Consider the following 20,053-nt stretch of genomic DNA (forward strand, 5'->3'; position numbering starts at 1 on the left):
CCGGGCATTGACGACTGGCAGTTCGTCAATCGCGGCTCGTACATCGCGCCCGGCGGCCACTGCGCCGGCCAGGCTCTCACCGCCCTCTGGTACTACGTGAACAAGCCGGACGGCAAGGAAGTGAAACTGTATGACCGCTATGACAACAATCGTCTCTCCCCCGCTACGCCGGAGATATGGCAGGACGACAGCTACGGCTATCGTTTCGCCTCGGTCATTCAGAAGGACATTAATTGGGACAGCTTCGCGAACAAGCTCCAGGAAAACCTGGCTGGCGTGGATGACGAGTTGACCTTCAAGGCGTTCGCCTACTCCATGCAGCTCACCGGCGAGCCGCAGGAGGTCGGCCTCTTTTCCAGCAAGGGCGGCGGGCACGACATGATTGGCTACCGTATCAAGGACAACCAGATATACATCGCCGACCCCAACTATCCGGGCAACAACGACCGGCGCATCGACTTTGTGAACGGCAAGTTCAAGCCGTACAACTCGGGGGCGAACAAAAAGGAGATCGACGCGGGCAATGGCACGGCCTATGAGACCATCCAGTACGCCGCCAAGACGTTCACCGTGGACTGGAGCCTCATCGCGCGCCGCTGGGCTGAGGTCAAGAGCGGCGCCATCGGCAACGACCGCTTCCCGAAGTACACCCTGGGCTACGTTGACAAGGACGGCAAGGTGCAGCCTCTGAATGACGGTGCTGTTATAAGCGTCAACCCAGTGAGAGTCGGCCCACGCGAAGGCGGTTTCGGGCAGGTCGTCTATCGCGATGGGCAAAAGCTCAATCCGGATGCCTCGTCGCGGCTCACCCTCGTACCCGGCGAGAACAAACTGGGGTTTGCTATCTACGGCAAGGTCAACGAGAAGTGGGAATACGTGGACTTCCGGTACGTCACGGTCCGTTATCAAACCGGAGACATCCAACCACCTATCGCTAGACTGCCCGGTAACATCTACCTGGGCGCCTATCCCTATCAAAAAGAGGCCGAGATGACACACGGGCTCTATCTAATCACCCCGAACGATGGGAAATCCCGGCAGATAAGCCCGCGGGCTATTCAAGGCGTGGCCATCTCCCCAGACGGCACCAAGCTGGCAGCAGGGATGCTGGCGGAGACCGGGCGAGGCCCAGGAGACCCGCAGCTTGCCATCTTCGACGCCAAGGACCCCGCCTACAAATCGCTGCGAAGCGTCTTCGAGGTGCGCCCCGGCAAAGGTCCAGAGCAACTGACCAACCCGACCTGGGCCAGGGACAGCCTCACCTTAGCGGTAAGCCGCACCACCGACTTGCACCTGTACCAGTATTCCCCGGACAAGTCTAAGGACAAGACTTCCTTCTGGGCCATTTGGGAGGGAAACTATCCGGCCTGGTCTCCCACCGACAACCGCCTGGTGATAGGGGGAATCTCCGGCAATGGCCTATATCTGGTGGACGACGTCATGAAGGGCGCCTACCAGTTTGACCCCAAGTACGAGATATGGAGTCAGCAGGCCGAACAACAAGGGTTCAGGAGCCTGCGGCCGGGTGCCGTCACCAAGATCGCGGGCGCCCCAAACAACGCGCGCAAACCCAAATGGTCGCCCGACGGGAAGAACATCCTGTTCATATCCGAAGGAGCCTTATGGACGATACCGGCATCTGGCGGCGCGCCGGCGCGCGTCAGTCCGGAGGGCTGGAAGATCGGTGCGGCGACGTATTCGCCGGATGCCAACTACATCGCGGTCGTGCGGGCAGAGGCCCCTGCCAATGGCGGCGTGTGGGTGCTCAAGCCCAATGGCAGCGAGCCCAGGCAACTGGTCAAGGCAGATTTCTCTGTCTACGGTGGTGTCGATCTGGCCTGGGGGCCTTAGGGCGCTTCACCTGGACGGAGCCGCCCACCAGCCTGCCCGTGGGCCAGACGTTCAAGGGGACGCTTTCGACTCAGGACGCGGGGTCCGTGTACAACCAAAAGACCTGGGTGGAGTTTCCGAGCGGGAGCGTGAGTATCCAGATGATGTTCGGGACGGAACCCGTGAGAGGTGCTTTCGCGTCTGCGGGCGCGGGCCGCAGGGGGAGTGTGACCGGCGATCCAGCGTTCACGCCCACGGCACCCATGTCGTACGAGTTCCCCGTTCCGGGAGGGCGGGTGGACGGCCCGCCGCTCAGTATTCGGGTCGCAGGCGAGCGGGCTGCCGACCCCCGGCGGTACCTTTAACGAGACGCGCATGCAAGGCAATTTGGTCTACACGTACGAGCTGCGGGTGCAATAGACGGTACCGCGGGAACAAAAGAGGCGGGGCCGCCGCGCCCCGCCTCTTTTGCGTCTGTGGGTGAGCCGGCGGTGCGCTCACCGGCAAGCTGAGACATCACCTGCTTGGCACATCGTCGCGCCCCGATCCATCGGGGGCGTGTAGCAAGGACACTTGACACCGCGTGAACGGGCGGACATAATGCCGTCCGTTGGGACTGCGCTCGATCGCATGTGGCAACCGCGAGCACTCGGCGAAGGAGGAAGCATGACCCCTGAGACAGTCGTTCCGCGCACCATCTACTGCTTGAATCCCACGGGCGTGGTCAAGAAGACAGCACGGCCTGTATCCGCCCGCCCGGCCGACCTCAGGGGAAAGGCCATTGGCGTCCTGTGGAACACAAAGCCCAATGCCGATGTCCTGATGACGGAGATGGCGAGCCTCGTCGCCGCGCGCTACCCCGGAGCGCGGGTCATGATGCGCAAGAAGGCGTACGTGAGCCAGTCGGCGGGCAAGGCGCTGTTCGACGAGCTGGCCCGCGAGTGCGACGTGGTCATCACCGGCTCCGGCGACTGAGGCTCCTGCACCACGTGGAGTCTCCACGACGCGATTGAGTTGGAGAAGCGTGGGGTTCCTACCGCCCTGGTGGCGTCCACCCCCTTCGTGGACCTGGCGCGACGCAACGCAGGGTACCAGGGAATCCCTGACCTGGCGGTCGTCGAGGCGCCGCACCCCATCGGCGGCGTTGACCCGAAGGTGATCCGCCAGCGGGCGGCGGCCATGGTGGACAAAGCGCTCAGCGCCCTGGTGGCGCAGGAGCAGGCGCCCAAGTCCAGGGCGTAGCGCCGACGTTATACGACAGGGACTTCGCCGCCTGTCGCCTCGCGATTCTTGCCTGCGGAGGGCTTCATGACGGAGACAATTGCATCCGAGCGCATTCCCCTTCCCGACGATGCGTCGGCTATCTTCGACTACTACGAGGAGCGCGGCTGGACTGACGGCCTGCCCATCATCCCGCCCACGGAGGAGCGCGTCCGGCAGATGCTGGGAGGGACCCGGCTTGCGCCGGACAAGTCGCTAGGCCAGATACCGCCCTCCAACAGCGATGTCCTGGTGGAGAAAGTAGCGGCCAACGCCGTCATGGCGGGCTGTCGCCCTGAGTACATGCCTGTGGTCCTGTCCGCCCTGGAGGCCCTTCTACATGAGCGCTGCAATCTGTACGGCTATCAGGCCACCACCTACCCGAAGGCGCCGCTGATCATCGTGAACGGGCCTGTCCGCCAGCGCATCAAGCTCAACTCCGGCTATGGGGTGTTTGGCCCCGGCTGGCGCGCCAACGCCACAATCGGCAGGGCCGTTCGCCTGTGCATGCTGAACATCGGCGGCGGCACGCCGGGGGTGATGGACAAGGACACGCACGCCCACCCGGGCAAGTACACGATGTGCATCGGTGAGAACGAGGAGAACAGCCCCTGGGAGCCGCTGCACGTGGAGCATGGGTTCAAGAAAGAGGATAGCTGCGTCACCGTCCTGCTGACGGAAGGCCCGCACAACATCAACGACCACGACAACACGACCGGCAAGGGAGTCCTGGGCGTCTGCGCCGACACCATGTGCACCCTGGGCATGAATATTATCTTCCGGCACAACTCCGACCCCGTCCTCATGCTGGGCCCGGAGCACGCCGCCAACTGCGCCCAGGACGGCTTCAGCAAACAGGACGTGAAGAAGTTCATCTGGAACAAGGCGCGCCTGCCGCACTACAAGCTGAAGACCGGTGGCATGTACTCCTTCCGTACGTGGCCCGCCTGGTACGAGAGCCTGGACGACCACGACATGATACCGCTGTGCCCGGATGAGAACCAGATCATCGTGATCGTGGCGGGCGGCCCCGGCAAGCAGAGCGCCTGCATTCCCCCGTTGACACGCAGCGTCACCAAGCGCATCGAGGAGTAGACGCGGGCCAAGGCGCCGCGCGATGAGCGCCGGTCAAGGTCGGCTCCACTGGCCCGCACACCGCCGGCGGCCGGACCCCGCCATGCGGGGCGGGGGAGGGCGCGCATTGACGAGCGTGGTAAGCGCCGCTATGATGAGGCTTCATTTCAGGTTGCCCGTGTTTCTCGCTCCCCATCCCACGCGCTTTGTGAAAGGTTGGCCAGATGGTTGAGTTCATGCGGGACAAGGCCTGCATCGTGGGCATTGGCGAGACCGCGTACTCCCGCGATTCAGGCCGCTCGGAGCTGTCACTCGCCGGGGAGGCGGTGCGCAACGCCGTGTCGGACGCGGGCCTCGCGCTGAACGACATAGACGGGATGCTCCGCTTTGAGGTGGACCGGGTGACCGAGGCGGAGCTTGCCGCGTCGCTGGGCCTGACGGGCCTCCGCTTCTTCGGTATGGCGGGGCCGCTGGGCTCCGCCGCCTGTGGTCTGGTAGCGCACGCGGCCATGGCCGTGGCCTGCGGGATGGCTGACAACGTGGTGGTGTACCGCTCGCTCAACGGTCGCTCGGCGCAGCGCTACGGCGGCGGCGCCACAACACGCGGCGGCGGAGGAAACGCCGCCTTCTGGGAGCCGTACGGAATGCTCGTGCCCGGCCAGTGGGCGGCCCTGTCGGCCCGGCGGCACATGCAGCAGTACGGCACGACGAGCCGCCAGTTCGGCGCGGTGGCGGTGGCCCTGCGCAAGCACGCCTGCATGAACCCCCGCGCGGTCATGTACGGCAAGCCCATCACCATCGAGGACCATCAGGCGTCGCGCATCGTGCACGACCCCCTCCATTTGCTGGACTGCTGCCTGGAGACGGATGCCGCGTGCGCCGTGGTCGTGACCTCAGCCGAGCGGTCGCGCGACCGAAAGCAGCGGCCCGTGTACATCAGGGCCGCCACGCAGCACCTGGTGAGCGGCGGCAGGCCCCGCCACACGTACAGCGATACGTCCGCCTACGAGCTGGCCGAAACGCCATCCCGCTACATGGCGCCGCGCCTCTTTCGCATGGCCGACGTGACACCCGCGGATATTGACTGCGTCCAGTTGTACGACCCCTTCACCCCCAACGTCATCTTCGGAATGGAGGCCTACGGCTTCTGCAAGCCGGGGGAGGGTGGTCCGTTCGTCGAGGCGGGCAACATCGAAGGGCCGCGGAGCAAGGTGCCGGTGAACACGGCGGGCGGCAACATGTCCGAGGTGTACCTGCAGGGGGTGAACCACATCATCGAGGCTGTGCGCCAGCTTCGGGGAGTCTCCACCTGCCAGGTGCCGGACTGCGAACTGGTGTTGTGTGAGAGCGGGGGCGGCCTGGGCGGCCTTATCTTGCGCCGATAGCACAGGGAGAGATGTGATGCCTGACCCTCAGTTGCCCCTGCCGACGCCGACCCTGGACAATCTGGAGTTCTGGCAGGGGGTTAAGCGTCAAGAGCTTTTGCTTCAGCGCTGCCAGGACTGCGGCAACTACACCTTTCCGCCCCGGCCGGGGTGCGTCGTGTGCGGCTCAACGCGTCGGGAGTGGGTCAGGTCCAGTGGCCGCGGGAAGGTCCATAGCTTCGTGGTGACGCATCAGGCGGTGCATCCCGCGCTACGCGGGAAGACGCCGTGGGGGATTGTTGACGTGGAGTTGGAGGAGGGCGTGCACATGATCAGCAACGTCGTCGGGTGCGCTCCCCACGATCTCCGCATAGGGCTGCCCGTCGAGGTTGTCTTCGAGGATGTGAGCGCGGAGGTCGCCCTGCCCAAGTTCCGGGTGGTGGCGTAAGGAGCCGCCCTGGCGGAAGGGGCTTCCCTATGTCCGGCTTCTCGAAGGGTGTATTCACGTAAGGCGCTGCACTGTCGGTGCGATATATCTAGCCAGGGGGTGGGGGCTATGCTGAAGACATGCCTGGAAGGCGTCCGCATCGTCGAGCTGGCGCGGTATCAGGCGCTGCCGCGGGGCGGGCTGCTGCTACTTGACCTGGGCGCGGAGGTCATCAAGGTCGAGCCGCTGGAGGGGGAAGACCTGCGCCATACAGGGCCATTCGTCCATGGTGAGAGCATCCAGTTCGCCGCTTACAACCGGGGCAAGAAAAGCATCACGGTGGACCTGCGCGCAAAGGAAGGCAAGGCGCTCCTTGCCGACCTGCTGCGCTGCTCCGACGTTCTGCTGGAGAACTTCAAGCCCGGCACGCTGGACATCATGGGGTTTCCCCAGGACGTTTTGCGGCGGCTGAACCCCACCCTTATCGTCTGCTCCGTCTCCGGGTTCGGCCAGTACGGGCCCTACAGGGAATGGCGCTCTTACGACCCCATCATTCAGGCGATGTCGGGCATCGCGCACCAGACAGGGCGGCCATTTGACCAGCCCATCCTTGCGGAGGGGCCTATCATGGACCGGCTCACCGCCATGCATGGCGCGGTAGGCGTACTGGCCGCGCTGCGCTGGCGGGACAGGACGGGCATGGGCCAGTTCATTGACGTCGCCATGCTGGACGCGGGCATCAGCTACGAAGAGGTCGCGCTGGCGATGGCCCATTCAACCGGCACGGACGAATTCCTGCGCGGGGGCACTTTCATCAAGTGCGTGGACGGCTGGATCATCACCGGCTCCGCCCGCGGCGTCATGTGGAAGAAGCTGCTCGAGCTGATGGGCTTTCACGACCTGGCCCGCGACGCCGACTTCACGGCGCCCATGTGGACCAGTCCCAAGTCGGAAGAGCGCATCGAGCTGTTCCGCCTCTGGGCGGAAGACAAGCAAGTCAACGTGGTCGTGGAAACCCTCCAGGCCAACGCCGTCCCTTGCGCTCCGGTGCGGAGCATCATGGATGTGCTCCACGACCCGCACCTTAAGGCGCGGGGCGCCATGGTGGAGATGCCCGTGGGTGGAGAGGGCAAGACCATGCTGATGCCCGGCATGATCATCAAGATGTCCGAAACGCCCACCGAGATCCGGGGCATCCCGCGTCTGGGCGAGCACAACGCCGAGATACTGGGCGGCGTCCTGGGCCTCAGCGACGCCGCTATGGCGCGGCTCCGGGAGCGGAAGGTCATCATCGGGGCATAGCGGCAACCTCCGCGCCTGCTCCCTTCCACGGTTTCCTGCTGGTTACCCGTCTGTGGCCTGGCGACGCACGCGGTCATGGCCTTGCGCGCAGGCTGGCTGACAACGTGAGTAAGAGCCGTCCCCTCAACGGTCGTTCAGCCCTGCGTTGTGACGGAGACGCTCTATTGCGGCGGCGCGGGAAACGCTGGAATGGTGGGGATTCCGGGGAACGATGGGATGACGCCCGGCGGAATGCCCCCCGAGGGGAAGGTCGGGATGCCCGGAGTGGACGGAATGCCGGAGGGGATGCCCGATGGAATAGCCGGCATGGTGGGAATCGCTGACGGCGGACCCGATGGCATGGTCGGAACGCCGGGGATTGACGGAATCTGCGGTATAGCCGATATGGCCGAGATATCCGGAATCGCGGGGGTCTGGAGGTCGAACAGGCTGTCGGTGCGGATGTTCAGGTCCAACTTGATGCCAGAGGTCATGGTACTGAGCAGCGTTACATCCGCCACGTCCAGGCCCTCCAGAGCGCTCAGGACAGGCTGGTCCTGCGTGGTGATCTGCGAAATGGTCAGATTGTCAAGAGCGGACTGTACGATACTGGGAGTCGGCGCGGCTGGCGGCGCGGGAGTCGGCGTGGCGGCGGGAACCAGAGTGGGCGACGGCTGTGGCGTGCGCGTTGGCGTCGCGGTCGGCGCGGGCGTCGGCGACGCTTGCGTCGGCGCGACCACGGGCGGAACGACCCGCGTCGGCGGGACCTGCGTGGCGACGGGTGCGGGAGTCGGCGTCGCGGCGGGAGCCGTAGTGGCCGTCGGCGCAGGCGGCTGCGTGGCGGTGGGCTGAGGCGGCGTTGGCGCCGTGCCGCCGCACGCGGCCAGAATGGCGGTGAGCGCCAGAGCCAGCGCTATCGCCGCCATGTTGCGAGCCGACCGGATTCGCGTCATGATCGCACCGTCATCCTAGGGCTGCACGTTGGGGTCGCTGGTCAGGAAGAACGCATCCAGAGTGGCCGCCGCCGACGTGGTCGTTTTCTTGTAAACGGTCATGGTGTGCTTGCTCGCCTTGAGCTGAATACCGTCCTTCACCTTGTGCCACTGGAACTCGTTGTTGCGCACCGTGTTTTCGGGGAAGTCCCCAAGCACCTGACCGCCGGTCTGGAACTGGTCAATGACCACCGTGATCGTGCGCGCGCCAGCCTGGTGCTTGCCGTCGTCCAGGTCGCGGACCCACAGGCTGAACGCGCCGTCCGCCTTTGTCGTGAACTCGTACACCAGACTCTCGCCCGCCCGGGAGAGATACCAGTCGCCCGTGCCGGTCCAGCCCTTGCGCCACGAGGGGGACTTTTCCTTCGTGGAGTCCCACGTCGTCCCCTGCGGGTACAGGGTCTTGTCCACTTCATTCTCCGCCTGAATCAGAAAGTTCTCCGTGGTCTTCGGCGCCGGAGGGGGCGGTACGTCGGGCGGCGCTTGATTCGGGTCGGAGGTGAGGAAGTAGGCGTCCAGTACGGCCGCCTTGGATGTTGAGGAGCTCTTCACTACGCTCAGGGAGATGGCGGCGCCGGGCTGCGCGTTGAGCGTCACCTGGCCCACTTTATGCCACTGGTGCTGGCTGTTGCGCACGGAATTCTCCGGCGCGTTGCGCAGCTCCGCCGAGCCGCCGTTCCAGGTGAACAGCATGTCTATGGCGCCTGAGCCGACGGGGTGCTTGCCGTCATCCCAGTCGCGCACCCAGACTTGGAAGGCAGCCGGGTTCTGGATTTTGAAAGAGTACGTCAGCCGGTCGCCGCCGCGGGAGAGGTACCAGTCACCGGCGCCGGTCCAGCCCTTGCGCCAGGAGGGCTTGATCTCCTCCGTGGAGTCCCAGTTCGTTCCCGGCTTCGCGACGGACGCGGCGACCTCGTCCTCAGCCTGGATAAGGATGCTTTCCTTGCCCGCGTCCTTCGCCTTCAGGCCCGCCACCAGTTGTTGCAGCGCCTCCTGCTCACGCTGGATGGCGCTGAGCATATCCATGATTGGCTGAACGGGCGTGTCCGCTGTGGCCTTGTCCAGCGCGGCAATCGCCGCGTCAATGCGCGTGATGAGGGCGCTCATCCGTTCGCGGAGCGGCGTCAGGTCGCCCGTGGACACGGGCGCGGGGACCACGCCGCCCGGAGCCGGAACGGGGCCGCCCTGTCCGGGTGTCTGGCGCAGGCGGTTGAGCTGTTCCATTACCTGGTCGAGGCCTTGCACGCCCTGCGCGATTTGCGCTCTGGCGGTGACCAGTTGCGGTCTCGCCATTTCGCGGAGCCGGACAGCGCTCATCCGCTGCTTGTCGGCGTTGCTCGCCATGGCGGCCCACTTGTTCACGAACTCATTTATGGCGGCCTGCACACGGACGTCCGCGTCCACCGCCAGGGCGTCCGCGTTCAGGACGGCGTCAATCTTCTGCTCCATCGTCGCCCGGTCGCGCGTGATTTCGGCCAGGATCTCGTCCACCGATTTGACGGAGGGGTCGAGTTTCTTGGCGGCGTCCAGGTCGGCGCGCGCCTTTTCCAACTGCTCTTTGGCCTGGGCCATGTTGGCGTCCGCGATGCGTGCCAGCATCTCCTTGCGCTTGGTGATGGCCTGACGCTTGAAGGCCGCGCCCTGCGGCGTGTCTGTGGTCATTACCTTCTCTATGCGCGCGCCGGCGTTGATCATCAGAGTCTCGATCTCGCGGATGGGCTTGATCTCCTGCTCCACGATGGCCAGGACGCGGGCTTCAATGCGTTTGCTCAGGTCCTGGACTTTGCCCTGCACTATGACGTTGATCTGGTTTTCGATGTTCTTCTGGATAGCCTTCGGGTCGGATGTCGGGCCGATATTGGATAACGCTTGCTTTACAATAGTGTTGACCGAGTCCTGGATTTCCTGTTGCAGGCGCGTTTTCTCCTGGTCGCCGTACGCGCGGGCGTCCGCTTCCACCTTGGCCTGGACGCGCACGCCGAATTCTTGGAACTTGGCGTTCAGTTCGCGGACCATGCCTTGGAAGCGGTCCTGTACGCTGTTCCCGAAGCCCAGGAAATCGGTCAGGGCGCTCTGCGCGGCCTCCAGCGTGGCGGCGGCGCAGATGGCGTCCACTTTGGCCTTGCCCTCTGTCTTCAGCGCGGCGGTGTCCGGCACGGTGAGCTGTACGCCGATGCTGCCGACCTTCGCTTTCAACTCCGTCATGGCCTCACCTGTGACGTCCATGGAGGCGCTGAACCGTTCGAGTTGCCAGCGGGATGTGAGGCAGAACACCTCCACGAAGTCTTTGTCCGGGACAGCCTTGCGCGCTACGGCGGGGATGTCAACGCCGATGCCCTTAGGAATGGGGACGGGCGGGTGTGGGGTGGGAAGGATGGGAATGCGCGGCGTGGGGATGACCGGCGTGATCGGCGGCTGTTGCGCGCTGACCGAGGGCGCCCACCCGTCGGCGATGGGGAGCGACAGGGCGGCCACCACCAGAATGGTGAGCAGGGTCAGAAGCGAGGCACGCAATCTCATCGTTCTCCTTAGTGTCCACGCCGGGCGTGGCGCCAGGGAGGGAGGCCGATCGTGTCTGATCGCGCGGGCCTGATTTAAGGCTAGGCGGATTCCGCCGCCCTGTCAAACACCATTGCATGCGGAGCTATCACCGCGATGTCGTCCCATCCAGACGGCAGGTGCAGCTTGACAGGCCGCTTACGTTTGCTAATAATAATAGAAGTTGCAAGTGTTTGCAGCAACGTGAGGTCGCATGGATAGGCGTGATCAGGCTATCAAGGCGCTGAGGGATAAGCGGTGTCGTCTAACTCCGCAGCGCCTCATCATCCTCTCGGTGCTGGGCGAGGCGGACGGCCACCTGGACGTGCGCGAGGTGCTGGGTCGTTCTAAGAAGTCCTACCCGTACATGGACACGGCCACGGTGTATAGGACGTTGCATCTGTTCAAGGGTCTGGGCGTGGTCACGGAGGTGGCGATGGGCGACCGCCTCTGCTTTGAGCTGACCGACCCCCAGGGCAGACACCATCACATGGTGTGCCGCGCCTGCGGCGGCGCGTTCGACCTGAGTCCCAGCTATCTTGACGCATTCCGTACCGCGCTTGTCGGGGAGTTCGGCTTCACGCCGGACCTGGACAACTTCACGATTACCGGAGTGTGCGCCCGCTGCGCGCGGACGCAACGGAGAGTGGGAAGGAAGGCCACCTAGAATGTCGCGGGCCACCATTGGCGTTGTTATAGCGTTGTCCCTGGTGCTCGTCGGCTGCGCTCCGTCCGCTCAGCATGCCGCGTCGGGAGGCCCGGCGGCGGCGCGCAAGCTCAACGTCGTCACGACGGTGGCGCCGCTCACGAGCATCGCGGAGAACATCGGCGGGTCGCGCATAGCGCTGATCGGCGTCATACCGGAGGGCAACGACTCGCATACGTTCGAGCCTGCTCCGTCCGTGGCGCGCGTGATGTCCGGTGCGGACCTCATCATCGTGAACGGCCTGTCTCTGGAGGACCCCACGCTCCAGATGGCGAAGGCCAACAAGAAAGCGGACGCGGTCATTCTGATGCTGGGCGAAAGCACCATCACTCGCGCCGACTGGATATTCGACTTCAGCTTCCCGGAGTCCGAAGGACACCCCAACCCGCATCTCTGGATCAATCCGATGTACGCTCTGCGGTACGCCGAGTTAGTCGAGCAGCAGCTCGCCAAGATGGACGCGGCGAACGCGGACTACTACGCCGCGAACCTGTCCCGGTTCCGGGACAAGACCATGCGACTCGACGCGGGCATCAAGGCGGTCATTCAGACAATCCCGGCGGGCCAGCGCAAGCTGCTGACCTACCACGACTCGTGGGCCTATTTCGCCAAACGCTACGGCATGGAGGTCATCGGAGCTGTCCAGCCATCGGACTTCAAGGAGCCGTCCGCACGGGAGGTCGCCCAACTCATTGACCAGATCAAGCGGGAGAAGGTGCCCGCCGTGTTCGGGTCGGATGTGTACCCCAGCAAGGTGCTGGAGCAGATAGCGCGCGAGGGCGGCGCCACGTTCGTGGACAAGCTGCGGGACGACGAGCTGCCGGGCAAGCCAGGGGAACCCTTTCACACGTACTTCGGGTTGATGCTGGAGAACATGAATAGCATGGTCTCCGCGCTTGGTGGGAACGTTGACGCGCTCAAGGGCTTTGACCCCGCTCCCGTCTTTGAAGGGCCGAGCGGCGCGGTCTATATCCGGTAGGAGAGTCCAGTGCTTCACCCCATTCCTCACGAGCGTACCCCGCAAAGCCCTGTCGTCGAGCTGAGGTCGCTGACCGCGGGCTATGGCGGCCAGTCCGTACTGCGCGACATAAGTCTAAGCATCTTGCCGGGCGACTTCGTCGGGCTGCTCGGGCCGAGCGGCTCCGGCAAGACGACTCTCCTGCGCACTATTCTGGGGGCCGTGGACATCTACGAGGGCGACGTGCTGGTGGACGGCGTCTCCGTGCGGCGGCGCAGGCCCCGGACGGGCTACGTGCCCCAACTGGAGACGATTGACTGGAACTTCCCGGCGACGGTGGAAGAGGTGGTGATGATGGGGCGCACCGCCGACAACCCGTTGCTGCCCTGGTTCCGTCACGAGGACCGGGAGATTGCGCGGGAGATGATGGACCGGCTGGGCATTCTGGGCCTGGCGGGACGGCACATCCGGAAGCTTTCCGGCGGCCAGCAGCAGCGCGTCTTCCTCGCACGGGCGCTGGCCAGCAGCCCGCGTCTGCTGCTCCTGGACGAGCCGACCGCGGGAGTGGACATCAAGACGCGCGACGACGTCCTGCACCTGCTGCACGATCTGAATCACCAGGGCGTGACCATCCTCATGACCACGCACGAAATCAACGCCGTGGCGGCCCATCTGCCGTGGGTGGTGTGCCTGAACGGGCGCATCGTGGCGGAAGGCCCGCCCGCCGAGGTGTTCACGTCGGCGACTCTGCAGGCCACCTACGGGGCTGAGATGCACGTGACGCAGTATGAGGGGATGACAATGGTCGCCGAGACGCCGCACCACTACGGGCGGCGGGAGCGGCGGGGCGTCGGCGAGGGCGCGGACGGCGAGAGGTAGGGCGGGAGTGTTCGAGCCTTTTCACTATGAGTTCTTCGTGCGCGGGCTGGTGGCCGCCACGCTGGTGGGCGGGCTGTGCGGCCTGCTGGGCGTGTACATCGTCCTGCGCCGCATGGCGTACATAGGCCACGGGCTGTCGCACGCCGTGTTCGGCGGCGCGGTGGTGAGCTACGTCATGGCGCTGAACTTCTACATAGGCGCGAGCGTCTGGGGCTTCCTCTCGGCGGTGCTCATCACGCTGACCACGCGCAAGCAGAAGATAGGCGCGGACGCGGCCATCGGCATCGTCACCACCGCGAGCTTCGCGCTCGGCGTCGCGCTCATCAGCCGGTACAAGACCTTCACGCGCAACTTCGACGCGGCGCTCTTCGGCAACATCCTGGGAGTCACGCAGGGCGACATGGCGGCGATCATCGGCGTGACGATCGCGGTAGGCGTGGTGTTCTTCGTGGGCTACAAGTACTTCCTGTTCAACACGTTCGATTCCGAGGTGGCGCGCTTCTACGGGCTGCCCACTGGCTGGGTGGACACCCTGTTCTCGCTGGTGCTGGCGGCGACGATTGTCGTGTCCATGCAGGTGCTGGGCGTGACGCTCATCGCGGCGGCCATCGTCATCCCGCCCGTCGTTGCGCGGCTGCTCACCGACAGCTTCAGGAGCATGGTCGCGCTCTCGACGGCGCTGGGCGCGGCGTGCGGGCTGGTTGGCATCTACCTGAGCTACTACCTGGACGTGTCGTCCGGCGCGAGCGTCGTGCTCGTCGCGGCGGCGCTGTTCGTCGTGGTGCTCGCGCTGACGAGCCTGCGGCGCGGTCGGCGGCCCTCCGACGTGTCGGAGCGCCGGCCGTCCCGCGAGCACTCCGCGCCGACGGCGTAGGCTTTTTGATTGCTTGTATCGTGCCGTACAGCGGATACTCGCTGCGAGACCCTGACATCAGGACAGTGGCAGTGGGGCGCCAATCACGCGGAAGCTTTAGACGCTCCGAGAGGAACATCACTTCCTCGCCTCCGTATCGTGCCTGGGCACTGTATGGAAGCCGATACACCAAACGTCGCTGCGACTGATACAGATTGTGTCGAACCGCAGCCTCATAATCATAAGTAACTATCCAGGGCTGTTCGAGATGTACGACACGTTCGGCTAGTTGGCGATGGTCATCGATGTTGTAGTCGTTGAGATAAAGGGCTTCACCCTTCTCAATGTACGGTGGGTCAAAAAACACGAAGGTGTTCGGGCCCAATTGTGGAAGCACCCGATTTGTGAAATCAAGGGCGTCCTGTTGATAAAGTCTGATTCGGTTCTTGTACCTTCCGATCCTTTGGATGCGCTGGATAAGTTCGGCTTTGGTAAATCTAGCGTCGATTGGCCAAGCTCCAGTTTGGTGTTTGCCGCCTATCACACCACCTGAGATGATTCCAGAGCGATTGGTGCGGTTCAAGAAGAAGGTTGCGAATCCAAGTTCCATGAGGTCGGCGGACTCTCGCTTGTCATAGACAGCCCGCTGCCGATGCCACTCCTCCATAGTGACTTCCGTGTGCTCAATCCTCAGGCACAGCTCCCGTGTGTTATTGAGAACCGAGTGCCAGAACGCATACACCGGGCGGCTCAGATCGTTGATGTGGATGGTCGAGGCATACTCCTCTAGCAGTAGGGCAAGAGCCAGTGAAGCACCGCCCGCGTAAGGCTCGGCATACTGCACGTCTCGCATCTTGTTTTCTTCGAGGAGACGCATCACGAAGGCCGCCAGTCGGCGCTTACCGCCTGGGTAACGTAAAGGTGTGTAGAACGGCATGTCCCAATTCTAATACAAACCCAAGCGGCTGGCCATACCTCTGAACTACAGAGACCAGACAGCCGCGAACCACGGTTGCAGGCTATTCCAATCGGCGCGCAAGTCTGATGGGGCGGGAAACATGTACTGATTGTGAATGTAGTCGTGCATCAAGGTGATCGATGGCCCAAGGTAACTGTTCTTCTGGCAGGCTTTGTTGACCGGCTTCGCTTGCTGCTTTATAAGCTTTTTGTGGGCGACTAGGTCGCTCGTAACACCCTGCACCTTGGTCCCGAATTGGGCTTTGTCTGGCATCGTGATGCCAGCTCGGTCGATGTAACTATCTGCGCTCAGTTCGAAAAACACCCTGAACAAGACGCTGATGGCGTTTGGATAGTTTTCGAGGCTCAGTCGTCGCAGTTCGGTTTCAATCTCCTGAATCCGTGGATCGGTGACGTTAAGGACACAATCATAGGGAATCAAGTTGTCGCGCGGCTTGATTTTTCTCGCGACGGCGGGCTTCTGAGTTCCTGCTTGGGCCGTGTTAGCGTCCGCGGCCTTGGCAACAACAATGTCTTTCGGCAACCCATTGGCATAGGCGACTCGTTGCGGCTTGTAGTAGACCTGAGTAACCTTTGTGCCGTGGGACTCAATATCTTTGGCGATATGGAGCAACACCTTGGCAACTTGCTCATCGCTCCGCAGGAGGACAAGCTTCCCATCCTCAAAGCCGATGCCAACCTTAGCTTGCACTGCTGTGTCATCAAGCAGGCGTTTATACGTGGTCGTGGGGATGAGACGGCGGAATTCAGGCGTGATGTCTCCGCGCTTCTCCAAAAAGTCCAACGCCTGAATGCGTATATCCAATCGTCCGCCGCGCCGAGCGTTGAAGCGGCCTCTCTCTTCTGTACCCCAACGCAAAAGCCCTGCGCCTTCACGTTCTCCCGCATGCCGCAGCTCTATCCAGTGGTCAGCTTCGGGTCGGCCCTTGAAAACCACGCATGGAATCGAGTCTAGCGGAGCCTGCTGGTACAATTGGCTCAGTTTCCGTATGGCAGTGACCACGCTCGCAGGAACGGCATCCACAAGTAACTCGGGATTCTCCAGCGCCTTGAGCACGGTTAGTCGCCGGTTGCCATCAAGAACGATGTACCGGCCCTTGTCCTTGTCGCCCCCTGCGGGCATGACCATCGTAAGTTCACTGGGGTCAAGGCGGTTGGTGAGGATGTCCTCGGCCAGCTTTTGCAACTTTCGCCCTTGGTAGCTAGCCAGCGCACGAAGGGTCTCGCGTTGCCCTTTGTTCGGCTGCGTGAGGCGGGGATTCTCTTCATCGACAAGTAAGTCGGCGACGCGGATCGGGATTGTTTCTGGCATACTTGGCACCTCCGTGTAGAGGCTTGGAGACTGCCAGGACTATAGCATACCTAGTCTGTTAAGTATATGTGTCCCTCCGGGCCAGTGCGGCTGTGCCGCCTATCGCTTCAGAATGGTAATCGCGCAGTTGCCGCCCGCGCCGAAGACGTGGCCGAGCGCCACCTTCGCGCTCTTGACCTGTCGCGGGCCGGCGTCGCCGCGAAGCTGCAGCACAAGCTCGTGGACTTGCCGCAGGTGCGACGCTCCCACTGGCTCGCCGCAGCTCAGGATGCCGCCCGTGGTGTTCACGGGCGTCCTGCCGGTCATCTCCGTCACGCCCTCGTCCACCAGCCTGCCGCCCTCGCCGATGGGGCAGAGGCCGAGCTGCTCCGTGAACATGATCTCGGAGAAGCAGTCGGTGTCCTGCACCTCCAGCACGTCCAGGTCTGTCGGGCCGACGCCCGCGCGCTCGTATGCTTCCTTCGCGGCGATGCCCGTCAGGGGAGGGTTGTCCGTCCGCGTGCTCCAGCTATACGCCGGGCCGCGGAACCACGGGTGCATCGTCGTGCGGTGCACGGAGGAGAGGATGGTCACGGGCTTGCGGACGCCGTGTTCCTTCGCGAACTTCCTGCTGCACACCACGGCGGCGGCGGCGCCCTCGTTGGGGGCCGCGAGCATGTACACGGTGAAGGGGTCGCACACCATCTTGGCGTTCAGCACCTCCTCGATGGTGAAGGGGGTGTGGAACATGGCATTCGGGTTGTTCATGGCGTTCTTGTGGTTCTTGACGGAGACCTTGGCGAGCTGAATGGGCGTCGTGCCGTGGTCCTCCATGTGCCTGCGCGCCAGCATCGCCCAGTAGGCGGGGTTCTGCGTCAGGCCCATGTCTATCTGCCACTTGTCGAAGATCTGGCTGGGGTCCATGAAGCCCTTCGGCATCTTCTCGGTGCCGAAGGCGAGCACGCAGTCGTACATGCCGGACGCGACGGCCATGTAGGCCTGCCGGATGGCGACGCCGCCGCTGGCGCACGCCGCCTCGACGTCGGCGATGGGGATGCTGGTCATGCCCAGGTTGTAGAGGACGCGCGACCCCGTGGTGGCGGACGCGTACATGCACGCGCAATACGCCGCCTGCACGTCTTTGTACGCGATGCCTGCGTCCTTCAGCGCCTGCGTGACCGCGTCGCGCCCGAAGTCCACGGCAGTCTTGCCGTCGAAGCGGCCGAAGGGATGGATGCCGACTCCCGCGATGACGACGTCATGTGACGACATGGCCCTTCTCCTTTGCTCGTTAGACCGGGCGGAACTTGTACGCGATGACCTCGTTGCCGCTGGCGTCCGTGTAGTACGGCTCCACGACAAGCTCGACCGCCATGCCGACTCTGACCTTGTCCGGCGCGACGCCTGCCAGAGGCGCGAGCACCCGCACCTCCTCCGGCAGTTCGACGGCGGCGACGGGCGTGGGCTGGTACGGCTCCGGGCCTTTGTAGTCGCCGGGCGGATGGTAGCGCAGCACCGTGTAGCTCCACACGGTGCCGCGCCTGCTGAACGCCATGTCCTTGAGGTTGTCGCTGCCGCAGTTCTCGCAGCCGGTCCTGCGCCCGAAAAAGGTGTAGCCGCACGCGCGGCAGCGGGAACCGGCCAGCCGCACCTTGTTCAGCGGCTGGTCGAGGGAGTCGAAGAACCCCTCACGGATGGGGACGCGAGATACAGAGGGGGCGGACGATCTAACCACGAGCTTTACTCCTTGTCCCACAGTGCCTCCGGTATAGACCTGGAGCAGCTTGATATGAAGCGCCGGAAGATGGTGGTTCTCATTGCGCAAGCCACATGACTTCCAACAGGTTGCCATTGTGCACGTAGTCGCTAATCCCCGGAATAAAGCCTTTGACGTGGGAGTTCACTGGTATGAAGCTGTACGGCCAAACGATAGGAATGCCGATCAACTGCTCGCGAAGGACGTAAACCTCGGCTTCCTGAAGGACCTTCCGTCTTTCCGTTTCGGTCAGCGCGTACATCTGAGCATTGTTCAGTTCCTTTATGCGCTGATCGTTGTCATTTCCCGAGAAGTTGAGGCTCCCGTTGGGGATGTAGAATGTGCCAAGAACTGATCCCGGGTCCGGCGTGCTGTATCCCGGGGTGTAAACCATCGCCTGATGCTGTGCCTTGCCTCCTGTCTCCCAGAAAATGGCATCTTCCAGAACCTTCACTTTGGCTCTGATGCCCATCTGCTGGAGCTGTCCTGTCATGAAGATAGCGCCCGTTTGCGTGATGCGGTTTGTTCGAGATAGGACATCGAGGTCAAACCCATCGGGATATCCAGCGTCCGCAAGGAGCTTTTTTGCCTCGGCGAGGTCCTGGTCCTTCGGCTGTCTCCATCCGGGCCACGACGAGACCTCCTTGGCCGGAACGCCCCAATCGCCGAACAGGACAAGTTTTCCCACCTCGCCGTAACCTTCCGCTATGACTTTAATGGCAGCCTGCCGGTCCAGAGCAAGACTGATGGCTTTGCGCACGCGTATGTCGCTGAAGGGAGGGCGACGGATGTTCATGAAGAAAAAGGGGCTGAGAGGAGAAGGCGCTGGAAAGAACTGCATGTCCGGTACGCTGCTTTTGAGCAGGGCCACCTCCGAGGGAGTCAGCGTGCTAAACCCGCGCGCTGCCATATGCACCTGTCCCGTGCGCAGCGCGGCGAGCCGGGTCGAGGCATCGGGAATGATACGCAGCGAGATCGCGTCAAGATAGGGGTGGCCTTTGATAAAGTAGTCCGGGTTCTTAACGAGGTCTGCTCCCACGCTTGGCGTGTAGCTCTTGAACTTGAATGGCCCTGTTCCTACGACCTCCGTTTTCATATCGCCTTTTGCTTGCACCAGGCGCTTTGGGTAAATAATGGCTGAATCTAGAGCCAGGACAGGAAGGGTAGGAGCCAGGGGAAATTTCAGGCGGAGCACAACAGTACGCTCATCACGTATTTGGACGCCTTCGAACCCAGGTCCCAGGACCGGCGCGGCTTTGGTGCGAAAGCCCTTGGGAGGACTCAGCAGGCGCTCCAAATTGAATGCTGCATCATCCGCGGTGAACAAGTCCCCGTTGTGAAACTTCACGCCCTGCCGCAGGTAGAACGTGTATTCCTTGCCGTCCTGGGACATTTCCCATCTCTCCGCGAGATCAGGAATGACCTTCGAGCTTGTTTCAGTGTCGTATTGGACAAGACGGTTATAGGCGGGGGCAGTGACTGTGTGACTATCTATGCCGATCCCCTGTTGCGCGTCCAAGTCCGCAGGGTTTCCCGCCAATACAATCGCCAATGTGCCTCCGTATCGGGGCTGAGAGGCCTGGGCTGAGGGCGTGGTTGACTTGGCCGGTTGCCCTTCAGTCGCGCGGGCTTGCGGCGACGGCGCCGGACTGCCAGCAACAGGCTGCGGCGCGCTAGTCTGGCTCGCGGGTGCGGTGGGTGCGACTGGCGCGCATGCGCTGAGCACCAAAAGGGCGCATCCAGCCAGCGATACGAGCATGAGACCTTTATGGGTTACAAGTGAGCGAGAACTACGCACTTTGCACCTCCATGCGTTTGTCAGACTTGCTGCGATTGTCTACGATTATTGAGCCCTCGTCAAATGTT

At 63.2% G+C, this 20,053-nt stretch carries 18 protein-coding genes and 1 pseudogene; 12 read left to right on the plus strand and 7 right to left on the minus strand.

Going from position 1 to position 20,053, the window contains the following annotated elements; all coding sequences use genetic code 11:
* The 8 genes from Q7T26_12065 to Q7T26_12100 all read left to right on the plus strand — a co-directional run.
* Positions 1–1,851, plus strand: a 1,851-nt coding sequence (locus Q7T26_12065; protein ID MDO8532875.1) for a hypothetical protein, incomplete at its 5' end; no start/stop codon positions are given.
* Positions 1,852–2,057: 206 nt separating this feature from the next.
* On the plus strand, positions 2,058–2,195 hold the full coding sequence (locus tag Q7T26_12070; GenBank protein ID MDO8532876.1) for a hypothetical protein: 138 nt from the start codon (positions 2,058–2,060) through the stop codon (positions 2,193–2,195).
* Positions 2,196–2,496: 301 nt separating this feature from the next.
* Positions 2,497–2,805 carry a hypothetical protein gene (locus tag Q7T26_12075; GenBank protein ID MDO8532877.1) on the plus strand — a complete coding sequence of 103 codons (309 nt, stop codon included), beginning with the start codon at positions 2,497–2,499 and terminating at the stop codon, positions 2,803–2,805.
* Between the two features lie 39 nt (positions 2,806–2,844).
* The gene (locus tag Q7T26_12080; protein ID MDO8532878.1) at positions 2,845–3,072 is read left to right on the plus strand and encodes a hypothetical protein; all 228 of its coding nucleotides are present in this window, start codon (positions 2,845–2,847) and stop codon (positions 3,070–3,072) included.
* 66 nt (positions 3,073–3,138) lie between these two features.
* Positions 3,139–4,185, plus strand: a complete 1,047-nt coding sequence (locus Q7T26_12085; protein ID MDO8532879.1) for a hypothetical protein — start codon at positions 3,139–3,141, stop codon at positions 4,183–4,185.
* A gap of 203 nt (positions 4,186–4,388) precedes the next feature.
* Positions 4,389–5,549 (plus strand): lipid-transfer protein, encoded by a 1,161-nt coding sequence (locus Q7T26_12090; protein ID MDO8532880.1) that lies wholly within the window; start codon positions 4,389–4,391, stop codon positions 5,547–5,549.
* A gap of 16 nt (positions 5,550–5,565) precedes the next feature.
* Positions 5,566–5,976, plus strand: coding sequence for a Zn-ribbon domain-containing OB-fold protein (locus Q7T26_12095; GenBank protein MDO8532881.1), 411 nt, complete (start codon positions 5,566–5,568; stop codon positions 5,974–5,976).
* Between the two features lie 108 nt (positions 5,977–6,084).
* Complete coding sequence (locus Q7T26_12100) at positions 6,085–7,257, plus strand: CaiB/BaiF CoA-transferase family protein (GenBank protein ID MDO8532882.1); 1,173 nt, start codon at positions 6,085–6,087, stop codon at positions 7,255–7,257.
* Positions 7,258–7,418: 161 nt separating this feature from the next.
* On the opposite strand, the gene Q7T26_12105 is transcribed toward Q7T26_12100, so the two are convergent.
* Both Q7T26_12105 and Q7T26_12110 read right to left on the minus strand, forming a co-directional pair.
* The gene (locus Q7T26_12105; GenBank protein MDO8532883.1) at positions 7,419–8,189 is read right to left on the minus strand and encodes a hypothetical protein; all 771 of its coding nucleotides are present in this window, start codon (positions 8,187–8,189) and stop codon (positions 7,419–7,421) included.
* A gap of 15 nt (positions 8,190–8,204) precedes the next feature.
* Positions 8,205–10,748 (minus strand): hypothetical protein, encoded by a 2,544-nt coding sequence (locus Q7T26_12110; GenBank protein ID MDO8532884.1) that lies wholly within the window; start codon positions 10,746–10,748, stop codon positions 8,205–8,207.
* A 232-nt stretch (positions 10,749–10,980) separates the two neighbouring features.
* Between Q7T26_12110 and Q7T26_12115 the strand changes: the two genes are divergently transcribed.
* From Q7T26_12115 to Q7T26_12130, 4 genes are read left to right on the plus strand one after another with little or no spacing between them, the layout of a single operon-like run.
* Positions 10,981–11,433, plus strand: a complete 453-nt coding sequence (locus Q7T26_12115) for a Fur family transcriptional regulator (protein MDO8532885.1) — start codon at positions 10,981–10,983, stop codon at positions 11,431–11,433.
* 1 nt (position 11,434) lies between these two features.
* A complete protein-coding gene (locus Q7T26_12120) occupies positions 11,435–12,451 on the plus strand; it encodes a metal ABC transporter substrate-binding protein (protein MDO8532886.1) in 1,017 nt (338 codons plus the stop codon).
* Positions 12,452–12,460: 9 nt separating this feature from the next.
* Entirely contained in the window at positions 12,461–13,309 is an 849-nt protein-coding gene (locus tag Q7T26_12125; GenBank protein MDO8532887.1) for a metal ABC transporter ATP-binding protein, read from the plus strand.
* A gap of 7 nt (positions 13,310–13,316) precedes the next feature.
* Entirely contained in the window at positions 13,317–14,183 is an 867-nt protein-coding gene (locus tag Q7T26_12130; GenBank protein ID MDO8532888.1) for a metal ABC transporter permease, read from the plus strand.
* Between the two features lie 241 nt (positions 14,184–14,424).
* On the opposite strand, the pseudogene Q7T26_12135 reads toward Q7T26_12130, so the two are convergent.
* From Q7T26_12135 to Q7T26_12155, 5 genes and pseudogenes are all read right to left on the minus strand, one after another.
* Positions 14,425–15,015: pseudogene (locus Q7T26_12135) on the minus strand (DNA adenine methylase).
* A gap of 129 nt (positions 15,016–15,144) precedes the next feature.
* On the minus strand, positions 15,145–16,452 hold the full coding sequence (locus Q7T26_12140) for a hypothetical protein (GenBank protein ID MDO8532889.1): 1,308 nt from the start codon (positions 16,450–16,452) through the stop codon (positions 15,145–15,147).
* Between the two features lie 99 nt (positions 16,453–16,551).
* The gene (locus Q7T26_12145) at positions 16,552–17,703 is read right to left on the minus strand and encodes a thiolase family protein (GenBank protein MDO8532890.1); all 1,152 of its coding nucleotides are present in this window, start codon (positions 17,701–17,703) and stop codon (positions 16,552–16,554) included.
* A gap of 19 nt (positions 17,704–17,722) precedes the next feature.
* A complete protein-coding gene (locus Q7T26_12150) occupies positions 17,723–18,166 on the minus strand; it encodes a Zn-ribbon domain-containing OB-fold protein (protein ID MDO8532891.1) in 444 nt (147 codons plus the stop codon).
* A gap of 79 nt (positions 18,167–18,245) precedes the next feature.
* Positions 18,246–19,739, minus strand: a complete 1,494-nt coding sequence (locus Q7T26_12155) for an ABC transporter substrate-binding protein (GenBank protein ID MDO8532892.1) — start codon at positions 19,737–19,739, stop codon at positions 18,246–18,248.
* Positions 19,740–20,053 lie beyond the last annotated feature (314 nt).

This window comes from Dehalococcoidia bacterium, from assembly GCA_030648205.1.
In the GTDB taxonomy this organism is placed as follows: domain Bacteria; phylum Chloroflexota; class Dehalococcoidia; order JAUSIH01; family JAUSIH01; genus JAUSIH01.

Bases quoted from the DNA above. Each gene is read 5' to 3' on its own strand.
- Q7T26_12075 (MDO8532877.1), top strand. From the start codon at position 2,497: ATGACCCCTGAGACAGTCGTTCCGCGCACCATCTACTGCTTGAATCCC.
- Q7T26_12085 (MDO8532879.1), top strand. From the start codon at position 3,139: ATGACGGAGACAATTGCATCCGAGCGCATTCCCCTTCCCGACGATGCG.
- Q7T26_12090 (MDO8532880.1), top strand. From the start codon at position 4,389: ATGGTTGAGTTCATGCGGGACAAGGCCTGCATCGTGGGCATTGGCGAG.
- Q7T26_12095 (MDO8532881.1), top strand. From the start codon at position 5,566: ATGCCTGACCCTCAGTTGCCCCTGCCGACGCCGACCCTGGACAATCTG.
- Q7T26_12100 (MDO8532882.1), top strand. From the start codon at position 6,085: ATGCTGAAGACATGCCTGGAAGGCGTCCGCATCGTCGAGCTGGCGCGG.
- Q7T26_12105 (MDO8532883.1), bottom strand. From the start codon at position 8,189: ATGACGCGAATCCGGTCGGCTCGCAACATGGCGGCGATAGCGCTGGCT.
- Q7T26_12110 (MDO8532884.1), bottom strand. From the start codon at position 10,748: ATGAGATTGCGTGCCTCGCTTCTGACCCTGCTCACCATTCTGGTGGTG.
- Q7T26_12115 (MDO8532885.1), top strand. From the start codon at position 10,981: ATGGATAGGCGTGATCAGGCTATCAAGGCGCTGAGGGATAAGCGGTGT.
- Q7T26_12120 (MDO8532886.1), top strand. From the start codon at position 11,435: ATGTCGCGGGCCACCATTGGCGTTGTTATAGCGTTGTCCCTGGTGCTC.
- Q7T26_12140 (MDO8532889.1), bottom strand. From the start codon at position 16,452: ATGCCAGAAACAATCCCGATCCGCGTCGCCGACTTACTTGTCGATGAA.
- Q7T26_12145 (MDO8532890.1), bottom strand. From the start codon at position 17,703: ATGTCGTCACATGACGTCGTCATCGCGGGAGTCGGCATCCATCCCTTC.